The organism is Novosphingobium sp. BL-S-21, from assembly GCF_055521655.1.
This window is the reverse complement of record NZ_CM145496.1, coordinates 2726786-2745310: the sequence shown is the minus strand read 5'-3', so window position 1 is coordinate 2745310 and position 18525 is coordinate 2726786. Positions and strand designations below refer to the sequence as shown.

At 66.5% G+C, this 18525-nt stretch carries 26 protein-coding genes; 5 read left to right on the top strand and 21 right to left on the bottom strand.

Features of this window, described 5'->3' with window-relative positions:
• Positions 1-116 precede the first annotated feature (116 nt).
• Positions 117-1346 (top strand): putative bifunctional diguanylate cyclase/phosphodiesterase, encoded by a 1230-nt coding sequence (locus ACZ1J6_RS21660; RefSeq protein ID WP_431567281.1) that lies wholly within the window; start codon positions 117-119, stop codon positions 1344-1346.
• A gap of 297 nt (positions 1347-1643) precedes the next feature.
• Here ACZ1J6_RS21660 and ACZ1J6_RS21655 read toward each other — a convergent pair whose 3' ends face one another.
• The 8 genes from ACZ1J6_RS21655 to flgC form a co-directional block, all read right to left on the bottom strand.
• Complete coding sequence (locus ACZ1J6_RS21655; protein ID WP_132268648.1) at positions 1644-2066, bottom strand: flagellar biosynthesis protein FlgN; 423 nt, start codon at positions 2064-2066, stop codon at positions 1644-1646.
• Complete coding sequence (locus tag ACZ1J6_RS21650; protein ID WP_134094046.1) at positions 2056-2355, bottom strand: rod-binding protein; 300 nt, start codon at positions 2353-2355, stop codon at positions 2056-2058. Before ACZ1J6_RS21650 ends, ACZ1J6_RS21655 begins: the two co-directional genes overlap by 11 nt.
• Positions 2356-2357: 2 nt before the next feature.
• Positions 2358-3446, bottom strand: coding sequence for a flagellar basal body P-ring protein FlgI (locus ACZ1J6_RS21645; RefSeq protein ID WP_431567280.1), 1089 nt, complete (start codon positions 3444-3446; stop codon positions 2358-2360).
• 101 nt (positions 3447-3547) lie between these two features.
• Entirely contained in the window at positions 3548-4642 is a 1095-nt protein-coding gene (gene flhB, locus ACZ1J6_RS21640; protein ID WP_465128039.1) for a flagellar biosynthesis protein FlhB, read from the bottom strand.
• 4 nt (positions 4643-4646) lie between these two features.
• Positions 4647-5432: a flagellar biosynthetic protein FliR gene (gene fliR / locus ACZ1J6_RS21635; RefSeq protein ID WP_132268641.1), complete on the bottom strand. Its 786-nt coding sequence runs from the start codon at positions 5430-5432 to the stop codon at positions 4647-4649.
• A 4-nt stretch (positions 5433-5436) separates the two neighbouring features.
• Positions 5437-5700, bottom strand: coding sequence for a flagellar biosynthetic protein FliQ (locus ACZ1J6_RS21630; protein WP_132268639.1), 264 nt, complete (start codon positions 5698-5700; stop codon positions 5437-5439).
• Positions 5701-5800: 100 nt separating this feature from the next.
• Entirely contained in the window at positions 5801-6160 is a 360-nt protein-coding gene (locus ACZ1J6_RS21625; RefSeq protein WP_465128038.1) for a flagellar hook-basal body complex protein FliE, read from the bottom strand.
• Between the two features lie 11 nt (positions 6161-6171).
• Positions 6172-6579: a flagellar basal body rod protein FlgC gene (gene flgC, locus ACZ1J6_RS21620; protein ID WP_132268636.1), complete on the bottom strand. Its 408-nt coding sequence runs from the start codon at positions 6577-6579 to the stop codon at positions 6172-6174.
• A gap of 118 nt (positions 6580-6697) precedes the next feature.
• Here flgC and ACZ1J6_RS21615 point away from each other — a divergent pair, with 118 nt between their 5' ends.
• Genes ACZ1J6_RS21615 through fliP form a run of 3 tightly spaced genes read left to right on the top strand, consistent with a single transcriptional unit; the run spans position 6698 to position 8013 of the window.
• Positions 6698-6931 (top strand): FliM/FliN family flagellar motor switch protein, encoded by a 234-nt coding sequence (locus tag ACZ1J6_RS21615; protein WP_132268634.1) that lies wholly within the window; start codon positions 6698-6700, stop codon positions 6929-6931.
• 4 nt (positions 6932-6935) lie between these two features.
• A complete protein-coding gene (locus ACZ1J6_RS21610) occupies positions 6936-7277 on the top strand; it encodes a FliO/MopB family protein (protein WP_132268633.1) in 342 nt (113 codons plus the stop codon).
• Entirely contained in the window at positions 7270-8013 is a 744-nt protein-coding gene (gene fliP / locus ACZ1J6_RS21605) for a flagellar type III secretion system pore protein FliP (RefSeq protein WP_134094043.1), read from the top strand. Before ACZ1J6_RS21610 ends, fliP begins: the two co-directional genes overlap by 8 nt.
• Before the next feature lie 69 nt (positions 8014-8082).
• On the opposite strand, the gene ACZ1J6_RS21600 is transcribed toward fliP, so the two are convergent.
• From ACZ1J6_RS21600 to motA, 13 genes are all read right to left on the bottom strand, one after another.
• The gene (locus ACZ1J6_RS21600) at positions 8083-8673 is read right to left on the bottom strand and encodes a PilZ domain-containing protein (protein WP_465128037.1); all 591 of its coding nucleotides are present in this window, start codon (positions 8671-8673) and stop codon (positions 8083-8085) included.
• Between the two features lie 83 nt (positions 8674-8756).
• Positions 8757-9194 carry a hypothetical protein gene (locus ACZ1J6_RS21595; RefSeq protein WP_314463893.1) on the bottom strand — a complete coding sequence of 146 codons (438 nt, stop codon included), beginning with the start codon at positions 9192-9194 and terminating at the stop codon, positions 8757-8759.
• Positions 9195-9307: 113 nt separating this feature from the next.
• Positions 9308-10174, bottom strand: coding sequence for a flagellar motor protein MotB (locus ACZ1J6_RS21590; protein ID WP_431567276.1), 867 nt, complete (start codon positions 10172-10174; stop codon positions 9308-9310).
• A 12-nt stretch (positions 10175-10186) separates the two neighbouring features.
• Complete coding sequence (locus ACZ1J6_RS21585) at positions 10187-10510, bottom strand: hypothetical protein (RefSeq protein ID WP_243654383.1); 324 nt, start codon at positions 10508-10510, stop codon at positions 10187-10189.
• Between the two features lie 32 nt (positions 10511-10542).
• Positions 10543-11073, bottom strand: coding sequence for a chemotaxis protein CheD (locus ACZ1J6_RS21580; protein WP_132268626.1), 531 nt, complete (start codon positions 11071-11073; stop codon positions 10543-10545).
• Between the two features lie 5 nt (positions 11074-11078).
• Positions 11079-11468 carry a response regulator gene (locus tag ACZ1J6_RS21575; protein ID WP_207913048.1) on the bottom strand — a complete coding sequence of 130 codons (390 nt, stop codon included), beginning with the start codon at positions 11466-11468 and terminating at the stop codon, positions 11079-11081.
• A 12-nt stretch (positions 11469-11480) separates the two neighbouring features.
• Positions 11481-12512, bottom strand: a complete 1032-nt coding sequence (locus ACZ1J6_RS21570) for a protein-glutamate methylesterase/protein-glutamine glutaminase (protein WP_431567275.1) — start codon at positions 12510-12512, stop codon at positions 11481-11483.
• The gene (locus ACZ1J6_RS21565; RefSeq protein WP_132268620.1) at positions 12509-13396 is read right to left on the bottom strand and encodes a CheR family methyltransferase; all 888 of its coding nucleotides are present in this window, start codon (positions 13394-13396) and stop codon (positions 12509-12511) included. Before ACZ1J6_RS21565 ends, ACZ1J6_RS21570 begins: the two co-directional genes overlap by 4 nt.
• Positions 13396-13887 carry a chemotaxis protein CheW gene (locus ACZ1J6_RS21560; protein WP_132268618.1) on the bottom strand — a complete coding sequence of 164 codons (492 nt, stop codon included), beginning with the start codon at positions 13885-13887 and terminating at the stop codon, positions 13396-13398. Before ACZ1J6_RS21560 ends, ACZ1J6_RS21565 begins: the two co-directional genes overlap by 1 nt.
• Complete coding sequence (locus ACZ1J6_RS21555) at positions 13884-16133, bottom strand: chemotaxis protein CheA (protein ID WP_465128036.1); 2250 nt, start codon at positions 16131-16133, stop codon at positions 13884-13886. The genes ACZ1J6_RS21560 and ACZ1J6_RS21555 overlap by 4 nt, the downstream gene beginning before the upstream one ends.
• Positions 16130-16495: a response regulator gene (locus ACZ1J6_RS21550; RefSeq protein WP_132268615.1), complete on the bottom strand. Its 366-nt coding sequence runs from the start codon at positions 16493-16495 to the stop codon at positions 16130-16132. The genes ACZ1J6_RS21555 and ACZ1J6_RS21550 overlap by 4 nt, the downstream gene beginning before the upstream one ends.
• Positions 16492-16854 (bottom strand): STAS domain-containing protein, encoded by a 363-nt coding sequence (locus ACZ1J6_RS21545; protein WP_132268614.1) that lies wholly within the window; start codon positions 16852-16854, stop codon positions 16492-16494. The genes ACZ1J6_RS21550 and ACZ1J6_RS21545 overlap by 4 nt, the downstream gene beginning before the upstream one ends.
• The gene (gene motA, locus ACZ1J6_RS21540; protein ID WP_021233049.1) at positions 16838-17722 is read right to left on the bottom strand and encodes a flagellar motor stator protein MotA; all 885 of its coding nucleotides are present in this window, start codon (positions 17720-17722) and stop codon (positions 16838-16840) included. The genes ACZ1J6_RS21545 and motA overlap by 17 nt, the downstream gene beginning before the upstream one ends.
• A 315-nt stretch (positions 17723-18037) precedes the next feature.
• On the opposite strand from motA, the gene flaF reads away from it, so the two are divergent.
• Positions 18038-18400 carry a flagellar biosynthesis regulator FlaF gene (gene flaF / locus ACZ1J6_RS21535; RefSeq protein WP_132268612.1) on the top strand — a complete coding sequence of 121 codons (363 nt, stop codon included), beginning with the start codon at positions 18038-18040 and terminating at the stop codon, positions 18398-18400.
• Positions 18401-18525: the final 125 nt, after the last annotated feature.

Here is an 18525-nt window from a genome sequence, read left to right as displayed (position 1 = left end):
CGCGCGTTCCGCCGCTGACGCTGGTCTCGCACGCCCTCGCCCGCCTCCGGGCGCCCGATGGAGCCCGTCCTCCCGACGGCAGCGCTCTCTCTGAAAGCGCGCCTTTCACACGGGCCATGCCACCGCGGGCCGTCTCGCTGCTGATGGTCAATCTCGACCGTTTCAAGCTCATCAACGATCTCTGCGGCCCTGCTACCGGCGACTTCCTGATCGACATCGTTCACGAGCGCTGCCGCCGCGTCCTGCGCCGCTCGCATGTCATCCATCTCGGTGCCGACGAATTCGCCTGCTTCCTGCCCGAAGATCGGCCCCGCGCGGCATCAGGCATCACCGCATCCGATATCCCTGCCGAGCGCCTCGCCGCGCAGTTGCTGGAAGCGATCGGCGAACCGGTCAGCCTCGGCCGCCACATGGTGCACCTGACCGCCTCCATCGGCATCGCCACGGACCACGCGGGAACAGTCCCCGCGGAGGAACTGCTGCGCGGCGCCTCGATCGCCCTCACTCATGCCAAAGATGCAGGCGGCGATTGCGCCCGGCGCTTTTCACCCGAGATGTTCGCCAGCCTGGCCGAGCGGGCCTCGCTGGAAGAGGACTTGCGCGGCGGCCTGCTGCGCGGCGAACTCGTGCCCTATTACCAGCCCATCGTCGCGCTCGCCTCGCGCCGGGTGGTCCGCTTCGAGGCCCTGGTGCGATGGCGACATCCGCAGCGCGGCCTGCTCGCCCCGGACAGCTTCCTGCCGATCGCCGAGGACGTGGGCCTCAACGATGACCTGCTTTATGCGATGTTCCGCCAGTCCTGCCGCGATGCGCACGAGTGGGGCGGCGGCACCGGCCTCGCGCTCAATATGTCGCCATGGCAGGTCTGCGAACCGCACATCGCCTCGCGGCTGCTGCGGATCGTCTTCGCCAGCGGCCTCAGGCCCGACAGGCTGACGGTGGAGATCACCGAGAATGCAGTGATGCACGACGTCGCCGCTGCCCAGGCCACCGTTGCCGCCTTGCGCGAGGCGGGCATCAAGGTGGCGCTCGACGACTTCGGCTCGGGCTACGCCAGCCTCAGCCGCATGTGCAAGATCCCGCTGGACATGATCAAGATCGACCGCACGCTCGTCCAGTCGCTCGACAGCGATGCCGGGCGCAAGCTGGTGAAAGTGGTCGTGGATCTCGGCCAGAGCCTTGCCATGCCCGTGACGGCCGAAGGGATCGAAACCGAGCAGCAGGCACGCTATCTCGCCGATCTGGGCTGCACGTTCGGCCAGGGCTACCTGTTCGGCCGCCCGGCGCCGGCCGACGAGACCGCCGCCCTCCTGGCGGGGGGCCTGACGGTTCCGCTGGCCTGTTGATCGGCGCGCCTCGCCGCCCGTGATGTCGCACGGGGCGGGTCCGAATTCCGCATGAGAGGTGTTTGGCCGGGATTGCCAGGGGGCGTCCCGTTGGAACGCAATGGAAGCGGGTGAAGGGTCGTGCGCTTTCTGGACCGTCGGGGCCATGCCCCAGAACTTCCATCCCGCGAAGGCCGCGTGCCGCAGCTTCCGCGCGGCCGGAAGGCAGCCCTGCGCGCCGGTGTTGGCACAAGGTCCAGCCCCGACACCAGGAAAGGCCGGCCGAGAGACCGCTGGTCCCCCGCCGGGCCTTGCCGGTCAGTATTCGCTGTTGAACGAGATGGGCGTGGTCAGGTCGAGGCGCGCGATGTCGCCTTTGGAACCATAGGTATACGTGCGGTTGCCAGAGAGACGCTTGGCCTCGTTGGCGATGGCGCCCATCATTTCCATCGAGAGTTCGATCTGGCGCTCCAGCAGGGCCGAGTTCACCAGCGAGGCCGCGCGCAGTTCGCCCAGGGCTTCGGCCAGGCGCTCGCGCGTCTCGTCGTCCATCTGCTCGGTCCATTCCGGGTCGAGCCGGTTGCGCCGGGCCAGGACTTCTTCCAGCGACCCCACCAGCCGCGTCTTCGCCGCCGCCAGTTCGGCCAGTTCGAGCGCGCGCTCGCGGCCTTCGAGACGCTCGGTCTCCTCGCGCATGACCATCGAGAGCGAGGTCATGATCTCGATCAGCTCATTGGGCATGGCCATTGCCTCCCTGCAAACGGATGATCTGCGCTTCCACGGCCGAGGCGATGCCCAGGCCCTTGCCCTTGGCGATCTGGGTGCCGATCTGCTCGGCCAGGACGCCGCGGAACATTTCCTCGCCGTGGCCGCCGTTGAAATCCTCGCCCTGCTCGACGGTCTCCAGCATGATCTTGGTGATCTGCCCTGCGAAGACGCCTTCGAAATCGCGCGCCACTTTGGCGGGGCTGCGATCCGGCGTCTGGACCGCGGGACGGGAAGGAAGCGAAGCAAGAATCGGATCTGCCATCTTTACTGTACCGCTATTTCGGCCTGCAGCGCGCCCGCCGTGCGCAGCGCCTGCAGGATGGTGATGAGGTCGCGCGGGCTGACGCCCAGGGCATTGAGCCCGGCAACCAGGGTCTGGAGCGAAGTGCCGCCGTTCAGCACCGCCAGCGAGGCGCCGCTGCCGTCGTCCGCCTGGACGTTGGTGCGCGGCACCACGGTGGTCTGGCCGCTGGAGAACGGCGCGGGCTGCGAGACGATCGGCGTCTCGGTGACGCTGATGGTCAGCCCGCCCTGCGCGATGGCGACGGGGCTGACGCGCACGTCCGCGCCCATGACCACGGTGCCGGCGGCTTCGTTGATGACGATGCGCGCGGGCTGGTCCACTTGTACCGGCAGGTTCTCGACACGGGTGATGAGATCGATCACCGAGCCGCCGGCCGGGTTGATCTCCACGGTGCCGGGGTCGAGCACCTGGGCGGCGCCGGGCGCCTCGCGATTGATGGTCGCGGCGATCTGGCGGGCGGTGGTGAAATCGGGATTCTTCAGCGCCAGTTTCAGCGTCTGGGCGGAGCGCAAGTCATAGGGAACCTCGCGCTCGACGATGGCACCGCCGGCGATGCGCGCGGTGGTCATCACGCCGCGGCTGAGCTTGGCCGCCGCGCCCTGCGCCTTGAAGCCGGATACCGCAACGGGGCCCTGCGCCACGGCGTAGATCTCGCCATCGAGCGCGCGCAGCGAGGAAACCAGCAGGATGCCGCCCTGCAGGCTGGTGGAATCGCCGAGCGCGGAGACCTGCACGTCGATGGTGGAACCCGCGCGGGCGAAGGCCGGCATGGTCGCGGTCACCGTCACGGCGGCCACGTTCTGCGTCAGCATCTGCGTGCCGCGAATGTTCACGCCCATGCGCTCCAGCATGGCCTGCAAGGTCTCTTCGGTGAAGGGAACGTTGCGGATGCGGTCGCCGGTGCCCTGGAGGCCGACGACGAGACCGTAGCCGACCAACTGGTTCGACCGCACGTTCTCGACATCGACGATGTCCTTGATGCGCGGCTGGGGCCCGGCGAAAGCCGCCGTGGGCGCCAGTGCCGAAGCAAGTGCCACCAGGCCTGCCATCATGGCGAGACGCGGACCTTGCATCCTCGATTTGAAAGGCTTGGGCATCACTGTCCTTATAGGAAGAAAGAGGCGGATGGCGGCGGCGGCGGCAGGGATTTTCACGGGTATTTCCGGGCCGCACCGGCGCCGCTGCCCGTGCGCGCCAGGCGCATGACGTAGCCGATGATCTCGGCCACGGCGGCGTAGTGCTCGATCGGGATCGGCCGGTCGATGTCGACGGCGGCGTAGAGCGCGCGGGCGAGCGGCGGGCTCTCGACGATCGGCACCCTGGATTCGGTGGCGATCTCGCGGATGCGCAGGGCAATGGCGTCCACGCCCTTGGCCACCACCACCGGCGCGGCCATGGCGCCGTGGTCGTACTTCAGCGCGATGGCGTAGTGCGTCGGGTTGGTGATGATGACGCTGGCCTCGGGCACCGCGGCCATCATGCGTTTGCGCGAACGCTGCATCTGGATCTGACGGATCTTGGCCTTGATCTTGGGATCGCCGGCGCTCTGCTTGTGCTCGTCCTTCACTTCCTGGAACGTCATCATCATGCGCTTCATGAAAGCGCGGCGCTGATAGATGAAGTCGAACAGGGCCAGGGCCATGACCAGCATCAGCACTGCGCGGATCGCATCGTATGCCAGCGTTCCCGCCGCGGCGCCGATCGCGCCCGGCGCGAAGCCGACCAACTGGTCCAACCCGGTCACGCGCGGCTTCAGCACCAGGAACACCACCAGGCCGATGGCGCTGAACTTGGCCAGGGTCTTGCCGAATTCCACCAGCGCGCGCATGCCGAAGATGCGCTTCATCCCGCTGGCCGGGTTGAGCTTGGACCACTTCGGCTTCAGGCGCGACCAGCTCAGCGTGGCGCGGCCCTGAAGGAACATCGTGGCCACCGCGCAGGCGAACAGCACGCCGAACACCGGCAGCATCGAGAGCATGAAATGGCGCGCCACGCCGGTCATCAGGTTCTGCGCGCCATCGGGATCGAGCGGATAGTCCTCGGCGCTGCCCCAGAGGCGGGTCAACATCATGCCGAGATGGCGGATCGCGGAAATGCCGACCCAGCCCGTGACGATCAGCGCGCCGGCCATCATCGTGGCGTGGCGTACTTCCGGCGCCATCGCCACTTCGCCGCGCTTGCGGGCATCGTCGAGCTTCTTCTGGGTCGGCTCGTGAGTCCGCTGGTCCTTGTCGCTCTCGGCCATGGCTCTAGAGGCTCCATCCGTTCTGCATGAAGGCACCCATGGCGTTCGCGAAGGCCGTCAGCATCGTGCCGAGAGTCATCGCCAGCAAAGAGATGCCGAGCAGCAGGTTGAGGGGCTGGGTGATGAAGAAGACCTGGATCGACGGCGCCACGCGGGCGGCCAGGCCGAGGCCGACGTTGAACAGCGCGCCATAGAGGATCAGCGGCGCGGCCAGGCTGACGCCCAGCGCCAGCGACTGGCCGGTGACTTTCACCGCAAGATCGGCGAACTGCGCGGCGGGCGGCAGTCCGCCTACCGGGAACACCGAATAGGACTGGAAGATCGAGGCGATCCACAAGTGGTGGACGCCCAGGCTCATGCAGACGATCACCGCCGCGATCCCGAACAGGCGCGAGAGCAGCGGAGACTGCCCGCCCATCGAGGGGTCGGCCACGAGCGCGGAGGCCAGGCCGACCTGCAGGCTGGCAATCGATCCGGCGACGGCGGCCGCGCTGAACAGGATCTTCACGATCATGCCCATCGCGATGCCCACCAGCACTTCGCCGATCACCAGAAGCGGCAGCGAAACGTCCGACTTCACCGCCGGCGCGACCTGGCCCTGGAGCATGCCGTAAAGGCCGACCGTGAAGCCCAGCGACATCACCAGCCGGATCTGCGGCGGCACCGAATCTTCGGAGAAGGCCGGCAGCAGCATGATCACCGCACCCACCCGGCAGAACAGGATCAGGAACGTCGCCGCATCGATCGGCAGCGCCGCCAGGGTCACCATGTCGAGGGATGCGCCGGCCATGGTGTCAGCCGGTGACGATGGCGTCGGCGATGCGGTCCATGAAGGCGCCGAGGGCATGGCCGATCATGGGCAGCGAAACCAGCATGACCACGCCCAGGACCAGGATCTTGGGCACGAATGTCAGGGTCATTTCCTGCACCTGGGTAAGGGCCTGAAGCAGGCCGATGGCGACGCCGACGATCAGCGCGGCGATCAGCATGGGGCCGGCGATGGTCAGCACCAGCACCAGCGCCGCGCGCGCGATCTCGATGGCTTCGGGTGAGGTCATGACTGCCGTCTGTCTTTCGGTGGAAGGATGTGGCGGTTGCAGAATGTGGCGGTTGCAGGCCGGGATTCCGTCCCGGCCGGCCCCGCCACTGCGCGGTCGTCTAGATCTGCATCCGCATGATGTCGGAATAGGCGCTGACCACGCGGTCGCGCACGGCCACCACGGTGTCGAGCGCGCTTTCCGCTGCGCCGATGGCGGTGACGACGTCGATCAGGTCGCCCTTGCCGGCCACTTGCTTGGCGCTTTCCGCCTCGGCGGTGCGCAGCGAGGACGAGGCGTCGGTCACCATGGATTCCACCATGGTGCCGAAGTTGCCGCCGGCGCCGGATGCCGCGCCGGACAGGCCTCCGGCCATGTCGCCGAGGCCGGCGAGGCCGCCCCCGCTACCACCGACCGACGGCCCAGCCGTCTTCATCGCGCGGCCATAGGCGGCCGCGGCGTCGAGTGCTCCGATTGCCATGGAGATGTTCCTTACTTGAGCAGGTCGATAGTGCGCATGGTCATGCCGCGCGCGGATTCGATCGCATTGAGGTTGGCTTCGTAGGACCGCTGCGCCGCCTTCATGTCGGCAGCCTCGATCAGCGGGTTGACGTTGGGCTGGCTGACATAGCCCTGCGCGTCGGCGGCCGGGCTACCCGGCTGGTAGACGCGCCCGAACTGGCTCTTGTCGCCTTCGATCGACTTGACGGCGACCTGGGTGGCACCGCTGGCACGGTCGACTTCGGCAGTGAAGGTGGCGACCCGGCGGCGATAGGGATCGGCATCGGGCGTCTTCGCCACGGAATCCGAGTTCGCCAGGTTTTCCGCGATCACGCGCATTCTCAGCGACTGGGCGCGAAGGCCCGATGCCGAGACGCCGATCGAGTTCTGAAGTTCCATCAACACAGCTCCTGCCCTGCCCCTTGCGGCAGTCAGCATCCTTATAGGCATTTTTTGCCTAGCGGCGGCATGCTCCTATAAAATAATTCCTATAAGCAGGCTTGAAAGGAGACGCGTCATGTCCGTTCTCGAAGGCATTCCCATCGACATGTCGATCGTACTCGGATCGACCAGCATCCCCATCCGGCAGGTTCTCAAGATGAGCCGCGGCGCGATGATCCCGCTCGATTGCGGGCACAACGATCCCACCCGCGTCTATGTGAACGACCAGCTGGTGGCAGAAGGCAAGATCCTGGTGAACGGCGAGGTGATGTCGCTGGAGATCACCAAGGTTGTCGAACGCGAGCGCTGAGAGGATGGATTTTCTCTCTCTGCTGCGCACCATCGGCGCATTGGGCGTGGTGCTCGGCATGCTGGTCGGCGCGCTTTGGGTGGTGCGCCGCTATGACCTGAAACTGCCGCAGAAGTGGCTGAACGGCCAGCTTTTTGCCGGCATGGGCCAGGCTCGTCCCGATCGCCGGCTGGAACTGATCGAGCGCCTTGCCATCGATCCCCGCCGCTCGGTCGTCCTCATCCGCCGCGATTACCGCGAGATCAGCCTGCTGATCTCGCCCGAAGGCGTCGTCATGCTCGATTCCGCGCCGTGCATCGGCCCGGTTTCCCCGAAAAGTACACCGAAAGCCCCTGTCGATGCATAAACGCTATGCCATTGCCGCCGCGCTGTGCGGGGCGGCAATTCTTGCCGTGTTGCCCGAAGCCGCCATGGCCCAGAAGGCCGCCGGCGCCCTTGGCGAAGGCGCGATGTCCGGAAGGGTGATCCAGCTCGTCCTGCTGATGACGGTGCTGAGCCTGGCGCCCGGCATCCTGATGACGGTCACCTCGTTCACGCGCATCATCGTTGCCCTTTCGCTGCTGCGCTCGGGCCTTGGCGCCCAGGGCGTGCCGCCTAACCCGGTCATCATCAGCCTGGCGCTGTTCCTGTCGTTCTTCGTCATGGCCCCGACGTTCGATGCAGCCTGGAAAGAGGGCATGGTCCCCTACAACCAGGGCCGCATCAACGAGACCCAGGCGCTGGAACGTGCCAGCAAGCCGTTCCACACTTTCATGCTCAAGCAGGTCCGGGACGACGACGTGAAGCTGTTCGTCCAGCTCTCCGGCAAAGTGCCCGCATCGCGCGCGGAACTGCCGATGACGACGCTGATGCCCGCTTTCATGATCTCCGAACTGCGCCGCGCTTTCGAGATCGGCTTCCTGCTGCTGCTGCCGTTCCTGGTGATCGACCTGGCGGTGGCCGCCGTGCTCATGGCCATGGGCATGATGATGCTGCCCCCCGCGACGATCTCGCTGCCGATGAAGATCATCTTCTTCGTGCTGGTGGACGGCTGGGCGCTGATCGCCGGGTCGCTGGTGAAGAGTTTCGGGGTGCCCGGGTAGCGCCCCTTCGCTATCCGGTTCGCCTGAAGGGGGCGCGGCAGGATCAGGCCTGCCGCGCCCCTTTTGTCATCAGGCGCCGTAGCGCAGCACGCGGTTCATCAGCCAGGGGCCGAAGTCCGCAAAGGGCAAGGGTTCCAGGAAAGAGAGGCCATAGGCGCCCTCTCCCACCCAGCGCACCGCGGCTTCGCGTTCGCCCAGGCCCGGAAGAGTGAGCCTGACGATGCTGTCGCGCGCGATCTGCACTTCCGCGACCAGGCGTGCGCCTCCCTGCGAAAGGTCGATCAGGCGGACGTCGTGGCGCTGGTGCGCAGCCAGCAGCTCGGCGCCGCAATCGACGTCGAAGCGCGGCCCGCGCGCAATGCCCTCGGGACCGATGCGATTGGCGACATGACCGAGCAGTCCCGCAACGTCGACCGGCGCATCGAACTCCACGCCGATCCGGCCATTGAGCGACCAGCGGACTCTGCCGCGCAGCACGTCTCCGGCCTTCAGCGTCGCCTCGACCTTCTGGTCCACGGCGAAAGCACCGTGGACTTCGGCCATGAAACCGTTGTCCGAGATGTTGCGGATGCGGCAGATCGTCTCGCCCGAATGGCTGGCGAGCTTGCCGATGAGCAGGATCGTCGTGACCCGCGGCCCGCGCGCAACGCGCGGCAACACCGGCGACGATGACGGGACGGCCCCCGCAGGCTGCGGCATGGCGGACGATGACAAGGGCATCGCGTCTTTCTCCCCCGCCCCGCTCAGACCGGCGAGGCCTGCGTGACCACCACGCGGTGGACGAGATCCTTGCCGTAGACTTCCACGGCGGCGTCCATCACCACCCGGCGGAAGGCCTCCACGCCGGGGATCATGCCGTCCGGCCCGCTGGCCAGCGGCGTGCGATACGTGCGCATGTTCACGGCATTGAGCAGCAGCGGCAGCTGGCCGGTCACATCCTCGGCCTTGCCCTTGTCGACTTCGATCTGGCACTCGAACGAGACGTAGCCCGACAGGCGGCCATCCGGGAATGTCAGCGGGGCAAGGATGGTGCCCGTGGGCACGAATTCGGTCTCGACCCGGACAGGGCCAAGGTCGGGCATGACCTGCGGCAGGAAATGCCGCGCCGCATAGGCGCCGCCAATGCCGACACCGGTGCCGGCGATCAGCGCGACAAGGCCGATCACGATCCGCTTGATCACGATAGTCTCCAGTCTCGTTTATCTGAAAATACGCCGAAGGCGCATTTTGCGGCACCGGCCCAGGCCCCAATCGGTGCCGTTCTAAAAATGCGAGCCATTTTTTATGCTGACTCTCAGAACTTGAAGCTCGCATCCTGCGGCAACGCAGAAGGTTCGGCCATGACGACGATAGTGATGCGGCGGTTTTCCGGGCGGTCCGGGCGGTCGGGATAGACCGGCTCGGTCCCGGCCTTGGCCACCACTTCGGAGAAACGATCCGCCGGCAGGCCCGAGGCGACCAGGGCCGCGCGGGCCGAAAGGGCGCGCTGCGCGGAGAGGTTCCAGTTGGCCTCGCTCTGCCCGCCGGTGCTGTCCGTATGTCCTTCGATGGCGACTTGGGCGCCGGTACCGGCCAGCTTGTGAGCGATGCGGCCCAGCAGGTTGCGGGCATAGTCGTTGAGCTGGGCGGTCGGGCCCTTGAACATCGAGCGGTTGGCGTTGTCCATCAGGTGGATGCGGAAGCCGTCGCGCGAAGGCTCCACGTCGACGCTGCGCTTGCCCTCGCTGGGATCGACAGGCGGATCGAGCGAGAGCTGCATCTCTTGCGCCATGACGCGCAGCGCCGCCTCGGGCACATCGGCCGTGCCGCCGCGTGCCGCACCCTTGGTGCCGGCTTCGGCGGAAGGCTGGCCCACGGCCCGGTTGTCGGCCGACTGGTTGCGGCGGCTGTGCCCGCCGAGCCCCGGCTGCGAGCCGGGCTGGTTGGTCAGCGTCGTCGCCGGCGAAGACCGGTCGGCATTGGGCGAGAAGTATTCCGCCAGGCCCTTGAGCTGCTCCTTGTCCGGGTTGGCCAGCAGCCAGAGCAGCATGAAGAAGGCCATCATCGCGGTCACGAAGTCGGCATAGGCGACCTTCCACGCACCGCCGTGATGACCGGCGTGCGCATGCTTCTTGACCTTGCGGATGACGATCGTGGGATGATCTTCGTTGCCCCGTGCCACGCTTTGAATTCCTCAGTCCAGGGCGGCGCGAAGCCGGTCCTGCATCACGCTCAGCCGCACCTGGCCGATCGCCTCGCCGGGGCTCTGCCCGCCGGCCACGCGGTCGAGCAGCGCGGCGCTTTCATCCACATGCTGGGCGATCAGGTCGAAGGCCTGGAGCTGGTCGATATAGTCCAGCACGAAGCGCTCGTCGTTCACCAGTACGCCGGCCAGCTGTTCCAGCAGTTCGCGGGCCACGCGCATCTCGCGGGCCAGGGCCTGCCAGAGCGGGGCCGCCGGACCCTGGCCCGGTTCCGTGCCCAGTGCCGTCCCGAGTCCCTCGGATTCGATTGTCATTGCTTCCCCCTGAATGTCCGCCCGTTCCATGATCAGAACAGCTCCAGTTCGCCGGTCGGCTGGAAGACCGGCATGGGCTTGGGACGGACGACGGGCGGCAGCGGCTGGTCCATCACCAGCGTCGCGCGCACCCTGCCCTCGTAAGGCATGAATTCCACCTTGCGGGCTTGCGTGCCGCCAAGGTCGCTGTGATCGAGCGCAATGCCTTCGGTCTGCATGAAGTTGCGCGCGAACTGGCCGTTCTTGGTGCCGATCCCGCCCAGCCCGGCGACGATGTTCGCCCCGCCGTAAAGGTGGCCGCGCAGACGCGAACGCTGCGCGCCGCGCTTCATCAGGGCATTGATGAGCAGTTCCATCGCATGGACGCCGTAGCGCTGCATGTCCGCCGGGTTCACCGGCGCATCGGCGCCCGGCTCTCCCAGCAGGAAATGGTTCATGCCGCCCACCCGCGCGACGGGGTCCTGCAGGCAGGCCGCGACGCACGAGCCCAGCAGCGTCGAGATGACGACGCCGGACTGGTTGACCACATGATATTCACCCTGGACGATGGCAACGCGGCGCATGGCGTTCAGACCAGTTCGCCGAAGACGCGTTCGATCTTTTCCTTCAGCGCCGCCGGCGCGAAAGGCTTCACGACATAGTTGTTCACGCCCAGGGCCGCGGCCTTCTGGACCACTTCCTTGTCGGCGGAACCCGTGAGCATGATGAACACGGTCTTGCCGATCACCGGATCGTTGCGGACGGCTTCCAGGAATTCCAGGCCGTCCATTTCGGGCATGTTGTAGTCCGAGATGACCAGATGGACCCGGTCGGTCTTGATGGAAGCGAGTGCTTCCACCGCGCCGCCCTTGTCGCGAATGTCCTTGAAACCCAGATCCTGTAGCGTGCGACGGATCATCGCGCGCATGGACGTCTGATCGTCGACCACCATTACTTTTATTGCAGACGCTGCCGGCATGAACCGCTCCATTTACCTCCGACACGCGCCGAGGATTCCCTCGGGCATGGCGGACAAACTCAATTCCTTCTCCACCGCGCCCGCCTCGAAGGCAGCGCGGGGCATTCCGTAGACCACGCAAGTATCGCGGTTCTGCCCGAGCGTGCGGGCGCCGGCGTCGCGCATGGCCTTGAGGCCCATGGCGCCGTCCGAACCCATGCCGGTGAGGATCACTCCCACCGCGCGCGAGCCGAGCCGTGCGACCGAACGGAACAGCACGTCCACCGAAGGCCGGTGTCCGCTGACCGTGTCGCCGGCCACCAGCTTGACCTGCCCGCTGGTGCCGCCCAGCAGCTCCATGTGCTGGCCGCCGCCGGGCGCGAGATAGACCGTGCCCCGGCGCAAGTTCATGCCGTTCTGGGCCTCCACCACCTGCACCCGCGCGGTCTTGTCGAGCCGCGTGGCGAAGCTGCCGGTGAAGATCGCGGGCATGTGCTGCACCACCATGACCGGCGGGCAATCGGGCGGCAGGGCGCCGATGATCGAGAACAGGGCTTCCACCCCGCCGGTCGAGGCGCCCACCGCGATAACGACGTCGCGCAGGCTTCCCTGCGCGGCATTGACCGGGGTAGGCGGGCTGGCCGTGCGGCGCACCGACGAACGGGCCGCAGCCTTGACGATCTTGCGCAGCAGCGCCCCGTCCTGCGCGATCTCCAGCGGGTTGCCGGAAGGCTTGGCGATGCAGTCCACGGCCCCCAGGCGCATGGCCTCGATGGTCGCCTCGGTGCCGCGCGCCGTCAGGGTGGAGCACATGACCACCGGCATCGGCCGCAGGCGCATGATGCGTTCGAGGAAAGACAGTCCGTCCATCCCGGGCATCTCGATGTCGAGCGTGACCACGTCGGGATTGAGCGACTTGATCATCTCGCGCGCGGCATGGGGCTCTGGCGCCATGCCGACCACTTCGATGGCGGGGTCGTGGCTCAGCAACTTGTTCAGCAGCGCGCGCATGGCGGCGCTGTCGTCCACGATCAGGACGCGCGTCTTTTCAGGCGCCAGGGTCATGCCGCGCCTCCGTCGTTGCGGACGTAGATCGTCTGCCCCGCCGGCTTCATCAGCCGGGTGGCGGGGCCGATCAGGCGCTCCGAATGGCCGATGTAGAGATAGCCGCCGGGCGCCAGCATCTCCACGAAGCGCGCCTCCAGCTCGGCCTTGGCGGTATCGTCGAAGTAGATCATCACGTTGCGGCAGAAGATCACGTCGTACTTGCGGCGCATCGGCCAGGGCTCGAACAAGTTGAGCACCCGCGCCGCCACCAGCTCGCGCAGCGGATCGGCCACGACATGGTCGCCGTTCGCTTCGGCCCGCATCCAGCGCCGACGATAGGTCTCGGGCACCGGCTCGACCGTGGCCGCCGAATAGCGCGCTTCCTGCACGGACTGCACGACATGCGGGGCGATGTCGGTGGCGAGCAGGCGCACGTCGCCCTGCTGGAGCCAGGCCGCGCTGGTCGGCCCGTCTCCTGCCAGGCACATGGCGATCGAATAGACTTCCTCGCCGCTGGAGCAACCGGCGGACCAGATCCGCACTTTCTCGCCCTTGCGCGCACGGTCCTGCAGCTTGGGCAGGACATCGCGGCGCAAGTGGTCGAAGTGGTGGTTCTCGCGGAAGAAATGCGTGTGGTTGGTGGTCAGCGCCACCACCATGGCGTGGCGTTCCCCGGCATCGCGCTGGACCAGCGCGACGTAGTCCACGAAGCTCGTCAGCCCATGCTCGCGCAGGCGGCGGCTCAGCCGCGAGTGGACGAGCGTCATCTTGGCCTCGACCAGATGGATGCGCGCCTCTCGCTGCATGATCGCGGCAATGTCGCGGAACTGGGCGGGACGCAGCTCGGCAGTACCGCCCAACGCGCTGCCGCTCGTCGCTTCAGGGGAAGCCAGCACGGTCATTACGCGAAGTCCGGCACCTGGCGGGTGAGGCTCAGCGCGTCGAGGTCGAGCAGCAGGCACATGGCCTCGGCATTGGCCGCGGCATCATGGGTGCGGCGTTCGATCTTGACGAGACCGGCGATGGCGCCCTGCTCGTTGATCTCGACATCCGGCGCGGGCTGAATCTCGCTGCCCTGGATCACGACGATGTCCTGCACTTCGTCCACCAGGAAGCCGGCATGGCGCCCGCCGATGGTGACGACCAGGATGCACGAACGCGAGTGCAGCTCGCTGGGCGCCCAGCCCAGGCGCTCGGACAGGCCGACCACGGGAACGACCGAGCCGCGCAAGTTGGTCACGCCCTTCACATAGGGCGGCACGCTCGGCAGCGGGGTGGGTTCTTCCCACTCGCGGATTTCGATCAGCGAGCGCATGTCGATGCCGAACAGGCGGTTGCCCAGGGTGAAAGTGACGATCTTGCGTTCGTCGAGTTCGCTATCTTCGGTGCTCATGCTGCCATTCCTTTCAGCGCATACTTGGATGAGCCGCCGGTCGGCGCGACCAGGGCATCGATGTCGAGGATCAGCGCGATCGAGCCGTCGCCCAGGATTGTCGCCCCGCCGAGACCGCGGATCGGGTGGAGGTTGTCCTCCAGGCTCTTGATCACGACTTCGCGGCGGTTATCGATCGTGTCGACCATGAGGCCGACGTTCCCGGCCGTCTCGCTCTCGACGATGATGACGAGCGAGTCCTCGGGTACGCGGTGGGACCGCATGCCGAACAGCTCGCCTACGCGGCGCACCGGCAGGTACTGCCCGCGCAGTTCGATCACTTCGGAGCTGGGCGAAGTCGCCTGGACCTGGCCCGGCTCGGGCTGGACGGTCTCGATCACATTGGCCAGCGGCAGCACGAAGCGCTGGTCGCCCAGGCGCACGATCATGCCGTCGAGGATCGCCAGAGTCAGCGGCAGCGCCATGGTGAAGGTCGTGCCTTCGCCCGGCACCGAGTTGATCTCCAGCCTGCCGCCCAGCGCCTCGACGTTGGAGCGGACCACGTCCATGCCGACGCCGCGACCCGAAATGTTCGAGATCGTCTCCGCGGTGGAGAAGCCCGGCGCGCAGATCAGGCCGTCGATCTCCTCGTCGGAAATCGGTACGTCGGCGGAAATGATGCCGCGCTCGATCGCCTTGGCGCGCACCCGCTCGCGGTTGATGCCGCGTCCGTCATCGCGCACGCGCACGATGATGCGCGCGCCCTTCTGCTCGGCGGACAAGTGGATCGTGCCTTCGGCGGGCTTGCCGGCGGCAAGGCGTTCCTCGGCGCTTTCGATGCCATGGTCCACTGCGTTGCGGATCATGTGGGTGAGCGGGTCGCCGATCTTCTCGATCACGCCCTTGTCCACTTCGGTCATCTCACCGATGGTTTCGAGCACGACCTTCTTGCCGGTCTCGGCCGAAAGATCGCGCAACATGCGGGGCACGCGCGAGAACGCCTGCTTGATCGGCTGTGCGCGCAGCGACATCACGTTGTCCTGGATCTGCCGCGTCAGGCGCGAGAGTTCCGGCAGTTCGACGCGTTCCTGGTCGGCAGGCGAGAGCCGGTCCGACAGGATCGAACCGCGGATCACCAGTTCGCCCACGAGGTTGAGCAGCTGGTCCAGCTTGGACAAGTCCACGCGGATCGACTGCGCCACTTCGACGTTGCCCTGGCGGGCTTCCGCCTTGGGCTTTTCGGCCTGGGCCGGTGCCGCTTTCGCAGACGCCGCCTGCACGACAGGGGCCGATACCGCCGGAGCAGCGGCCGCGGGCACCAGCGTCAGCATCGGCTCGGCCGGTGCCAGGTCAAGATCCGGCAGGGAAACGGGCAGTGGCTCGAATACGCCGAAGCCGTCGAAGTCCTCTGCGGCCGGTTCCTCGACCACCACCATCACCACGGCGGCGGCACGCTCGATCTCGATCAGCGAGTCCGGGGCCACGAAGTCGAAGCAGTCGCGGATGTCCTGTTCGGCCACGCTGCCGGGCAGGGTCAGGGTCCAGACGAAATAGCTGTCCTCGGGATCGAGATCGCGCAGGCCCGGAAGCGCGCCGGTATCGACGGCGGTGACCGCCGCGCCCATCTCTTCCAGTTCGCGGATGACCAGCATCGGTTCGCCGCCATTGGCCAGCGCGCCGCGCGAAGGGCCGAAGCGAACGGTCCATCCGGCAGGCTCCGCCGGTCCCGGAGAGGCGAAATCGTCCAGCTCGACCGCCACCGGCTCGAAGCCGAAGGGATCGAAGTCGTCGATCACCGCCGCGACCGGCGTGAAGCCGAAATCGTCCAACTCGGCCACCGGCTCAGGCGCAGCGACGACGGGCGAGGCCTGCGAGGCAGCGCCCTTGCTTTCCAGGATCGCGTCGAGCTGTTCCAGCATGACCGCGTCGGCCGGCGGCTCGGTGCCGCCCTGTGCCGCCGTGACATGATCCGAGAGGATGTCGAAGGCGCCCAGCATGGTCTGGGTCACTTCGCCGCTGGCGGGAATGCGGCCGGCGCGCACTTCGTCAAGCACGTTCTCGAAACGGTGCGAGAAGGCGAGCAGCGCGGCATGGCCGAAAGCGCCCGAACCGCCCTTGATCGAGTGGACGGCGCGGAACACGCCGGCGATCGTCTCGGACGAGACATCGCCTTCGGCCATCGCCGAAAGACCCTGTTCGGCCACGGCAAGACCTTCGGCGCACTCCTCGAAGAAGATGCCCTGGATTTCGTCGAGTTCGTCGCTCACGGGCAGACGCGGCGGACAGCCGCTCCCAGCTTGGCGGCTTCGAACGGCTTGGTGATCCAGCCCGTGGCCCCAGCTTCGCGGGCGCGGGTCTTCTTCTCGTCCGAGAACTCGGTGGAGAGCACCAGGATCGGCGTGCCGCGGAATTCGGGCACCGAGCGGACCGCCTCGATCAGTTCGAAGCCGTCCATCTTGGGCATGTTGATATCGGTGATGAGCAGGTCGGGCTTCACCTCGTGCATGCGCTCGAGGCCGTGCTCGCCGTCATCGGCCGCTTCCACGCGGAAGCCCTGCGCGGCCAGCGAGGCCTTCAGAAGCATCCGCATCGAGGCGGAATCGTCGACGGTCAGGATGAGTTTGCTCACGACGGGAATTCCTCTTCAGATAGGCCGACGGCTTCTGCCAGTCCGCAGGCCTGCACGCGCTCGACGAAGGCCGTGCTGGGATTGACGATTTCGAATTCGTGGCCGGCGTCCAGCGCCTCGGTGCGCGCGGCGACCAGGAGTTGCAGCACGGCCTGGCCCACCGTCTCGACCCGGCTGGCGTCGATGTTCATCGCACCTTCGAAGTCGCAGGCCAGGACCATGCGGACGCGCAAGTCCTCGGCCGTCACGGTGGAGCCATGGACCGGCAGTTGCAGCGCGCGGTCCTCTCCGGCGAAATCCGCGGCAGCGGCGTCCAGTCCGAACTCTTCGAACGGCACGGGTTCAGGCAGGTTTGGCATTGAGCTGATCCTTCACTTCGTCGAGCGCGGTCTCGAGCTGCGTGAACGAAGGGGCATAGGGAGACGGCGTCATGCGGCGCGCAAGCTCGATGGCCACTTCGGTCGGCTGGCCCTGCGCGTGTCCGACGATCGCGGTCTTGACGATGAGGTAGGGCTTGAAATCGGAATCGATGATCTGCTGCAGCTTCTGCGCGATCGGCCCGACCAGGCAGTAGGCCAGCAGCACGCCCAGGAACGTACCGACCAGAGCGCCGCCGATCATCGCGCCGAGGATCTCGGTGGGCTGGTCGATCGAACTCATGGTCTTGATGACGCCCAGAACGGCGGCGACGATGCCGAGGGCAGGCAGGCCGTCGGCCATCATCTGCAGCGCGTGCTGCGGGGCCAGTTCCTCGGCATGGTGGCGCTCGATGTCACCTTCCATCGCCTCGGCCAGCTGGTGCGGGTCCTCGAAGTTGACGGTCATCATGCGCAAGTAGTCGCAGATGAACTCGATCAGCCCCTCGTCCCCCAGCAGGCGGGGATAGCGCATGAAGATGCTGCTTTCCTCGGGCGCGTCGAGATGCTTCTCGATCGAGTTCGCGCCTTCCTTGCGGAAAGTGGCGAGCAGCGTGAAGAGCAGCGCCAGGAGATCGCGGAAGTCGACCTCGGTCCAGCGTCCGCCCTTGAAGACGCGCTGAATCCCCGCCCAGGTCTTCTTGACCGTGGTCATCGAGTTGCCGAGGATGAACGCACCCACCGCCGCGCCGGCAATGGCCAGCATTTCGTGCGGCAGGGCGTGAGCGATGACCATTATGTTACCGCCCGACATCAGGAAGCTGCCGAAGACGCACAGCAAGATGACGACGAGGCCGATGGCGTTGAGCATGAAGAAGATCCGCGATTGATGGCCGCAAAAGGTTACGGGGCCGAAGCCCTGCGTTAGTTATAGGATGCTCGGGCCGGGGGCGGTGCGGGGCGATGGAAATTAGGCGCAGCGATGCCCGGCGGCGTCCTTGCGTATCCGGCAGTGGCCCCGTCCCCGCTCGCCATCGCCAGGCGCCGCGAGGAAGACGGACTTAGGCTCCTCGGCGGTCCCGGATCGGGAACGCCGCGACGGCGCATCGCAAAACGGACCGCCCTGCGACCGCTCGGTGCGTCTTTGTCCTATATGAGGGAGGCGGACGTCCTTGCTGGAGCCATCATGTCACTCAATGCCTACCAACGCGTGCAACAGATCGCCGCGACGCCTCGCCGGAACGAATACCGGCTGATGAGCCAGATCACCGGCGAAATGATCGCCGCACGCGATGCCGGCCTGCGCGGCGCACAGCTTGCGCCTGCGCTTCACCGCAATCGCCAGGCCTGGTCCACCTTCTCTTCGATGTGCGCGGGCCAGGGCAATCAACTACCGGACGACTTGCGCGCGCGGATCATCTCGATCGGTCTGTGGGTGGACAAGTATACGTCGGAAGTCATTACAGGCCATGACACCATCGACGATTTGATCGTGGTAAATCGCGCGATCATAGAAGGACTTGCAAACGAGAACGGTACTGGCAACTAAGGAAAATCACTTAACGATTTCCTTCATCTTTTTTAGAAAAGATAATCAAGCGCTTATTCGTCTGCCACCGGAAAGCACCGGATTGCCATCTCGACCGTCTATTTACAAAGATGCGTAAAGCTCTA

Coding starts and splice junctions, on each gene's coding strand:
- ACZ1J6_RS21660 (WP_431567281.1), top strand. CDS start 117: ATGCCACCGCGGGCCGTCTCGCTGCTGATGGTCAATCTCGACCGTTTC.
- ACZ1J6_RS21655 (WP_132268648.1), bottom strand. CDS start 2,066: ATGCCCAATGAGCTGATCGAGATCATGACCTCGCTCTCGATGGTCATG.
- ACZ1J6_RS21650 (WP_134094046.1), bottom strand. CDS start 2,355: ATGGCAGATCCGATTCTTGCTTCGCTTCCTTCCCGTCCCGCGGTCCAG.
- ACZ1J6_RS21645 (WP_431567280.1), bottom strand. CDS start 3,446: ATGGCAGGCCTGGTGGCACTTGCTTCGGCACTGGCGCCCACGGCGGCT.
- flhB (WP_465128039.1), bottom strand. CDS start 4,642: ATGGCCGAGAGCGACAAGGACCAGCGGACTCACGAGCCGACCCAGAAG.
- fliR (WP_132268641.1), bottom strand. CDS start 5,432: ATGGCCGGCGCATCCCTCGACATGGTGACCCTGGCGGCGCTGCCGATC.
- ACZ1J6_RS21630 (WP_132268639.1), bottom strand. CDS start 5,700: ATGACCTCACCCGAAGCCATCGAGATCGCGCGCGCGGCGCTGGTGCTG.
- ACZ1J6_RS21625 (WP_465128038.1), bottom strand. CDS start 6,160: ATGGCAATCGGAGCACTCGACGCCGCGGCCGCCTATGGCCGCGCGATG.
- flgC (WP_132268636.1), bottom strand. CDS start 6,579: ATGGAACTTCAGAACTCGATCGGCGTCTCGGCATCGGGCCTTCGCGCC.
- ACZ1J6_RS21615 (WP_132268634.1), top strand. CDS start 6,698: ATGTCCGTTCTCGAAGGCATTCCCATCGACATGTCGATCGTACTCGGA.
- ACZ1J6_RS21610 (WP_132268633.1), top strand. CDS start 6,936: ATGGATTTTCTCTCTCTGCTGCGCACCATCGGCGCATTGGGCGTGGTG.
- fliP (WP_134094043.1), top strand. CDS start 7,270: ATGCATAAACGCTATGCCATTGCCGCCGCGCTGTGCGGGGCGGCAATT.
- ACZ1J6_RS21585 (WP_243654383.1), bottom strand. CDS start 10,510: ATGACAATCGAATCCGAGGGACTCGGGACGGCACTGGGCACGGAACCG.
- ACZ1J6_RS21580 (WP_132268626.1), bottom strand. CDS start 11,073: ATGCGCCGCGTTGCCATCGTCCAGGGTGAATATCATGTGGTCAACCAG.
- ACZ1J6_RS21575 (WP_207913048.1), bottom strand. CDS start 11,468: ATGCCGGCAGCGTCTGCAATAAAAGTAATGGTGGTCGACGATCAGACG.
- ACZ1J6_RS21570 (WP_431567275.1), bottom strand. CDS start 12,512: ATGACCCTGGCGCCTGAAAAGACGCGCGTCCTGATCGTGGACGACAGC.
- ACZ1J6_RS21565 (WP_132268620.1), bottom strand. CDS start 13,396: ATGACCGTGCTGGCTTCCCCTGAAGCGACGAGCGGCAGCGCGTTGGGC.
- ACZ1J6_RS21560 (WP_132268618.1), bottom strand. CDS start 13,887: ATGAGCACCGAAGATAGCGAACTCGACGAACGCAAGATCGTCACTTTC.
- ACZ1J6_RS21545 (WP_132268614.1), bottom strand. CDS start 16,854: ATGCCAAACCTGCCTGAACCCGTGCCGTTCGAAGAGTTCGGACTGGAC.
- motA (WP_021233049.1), bottom strand. CDS start 17,722: ATGCTCAACGCCATCGGCCTCGTCGTCATCTTGCTGTGCGTCTTCGGC.
- flaF (WP_132268612.1), top strand. CDS start 18,038: ATGTCACTCAATGCCTACCAACGCGTGCAACAGATCGCCGCGACGCCT.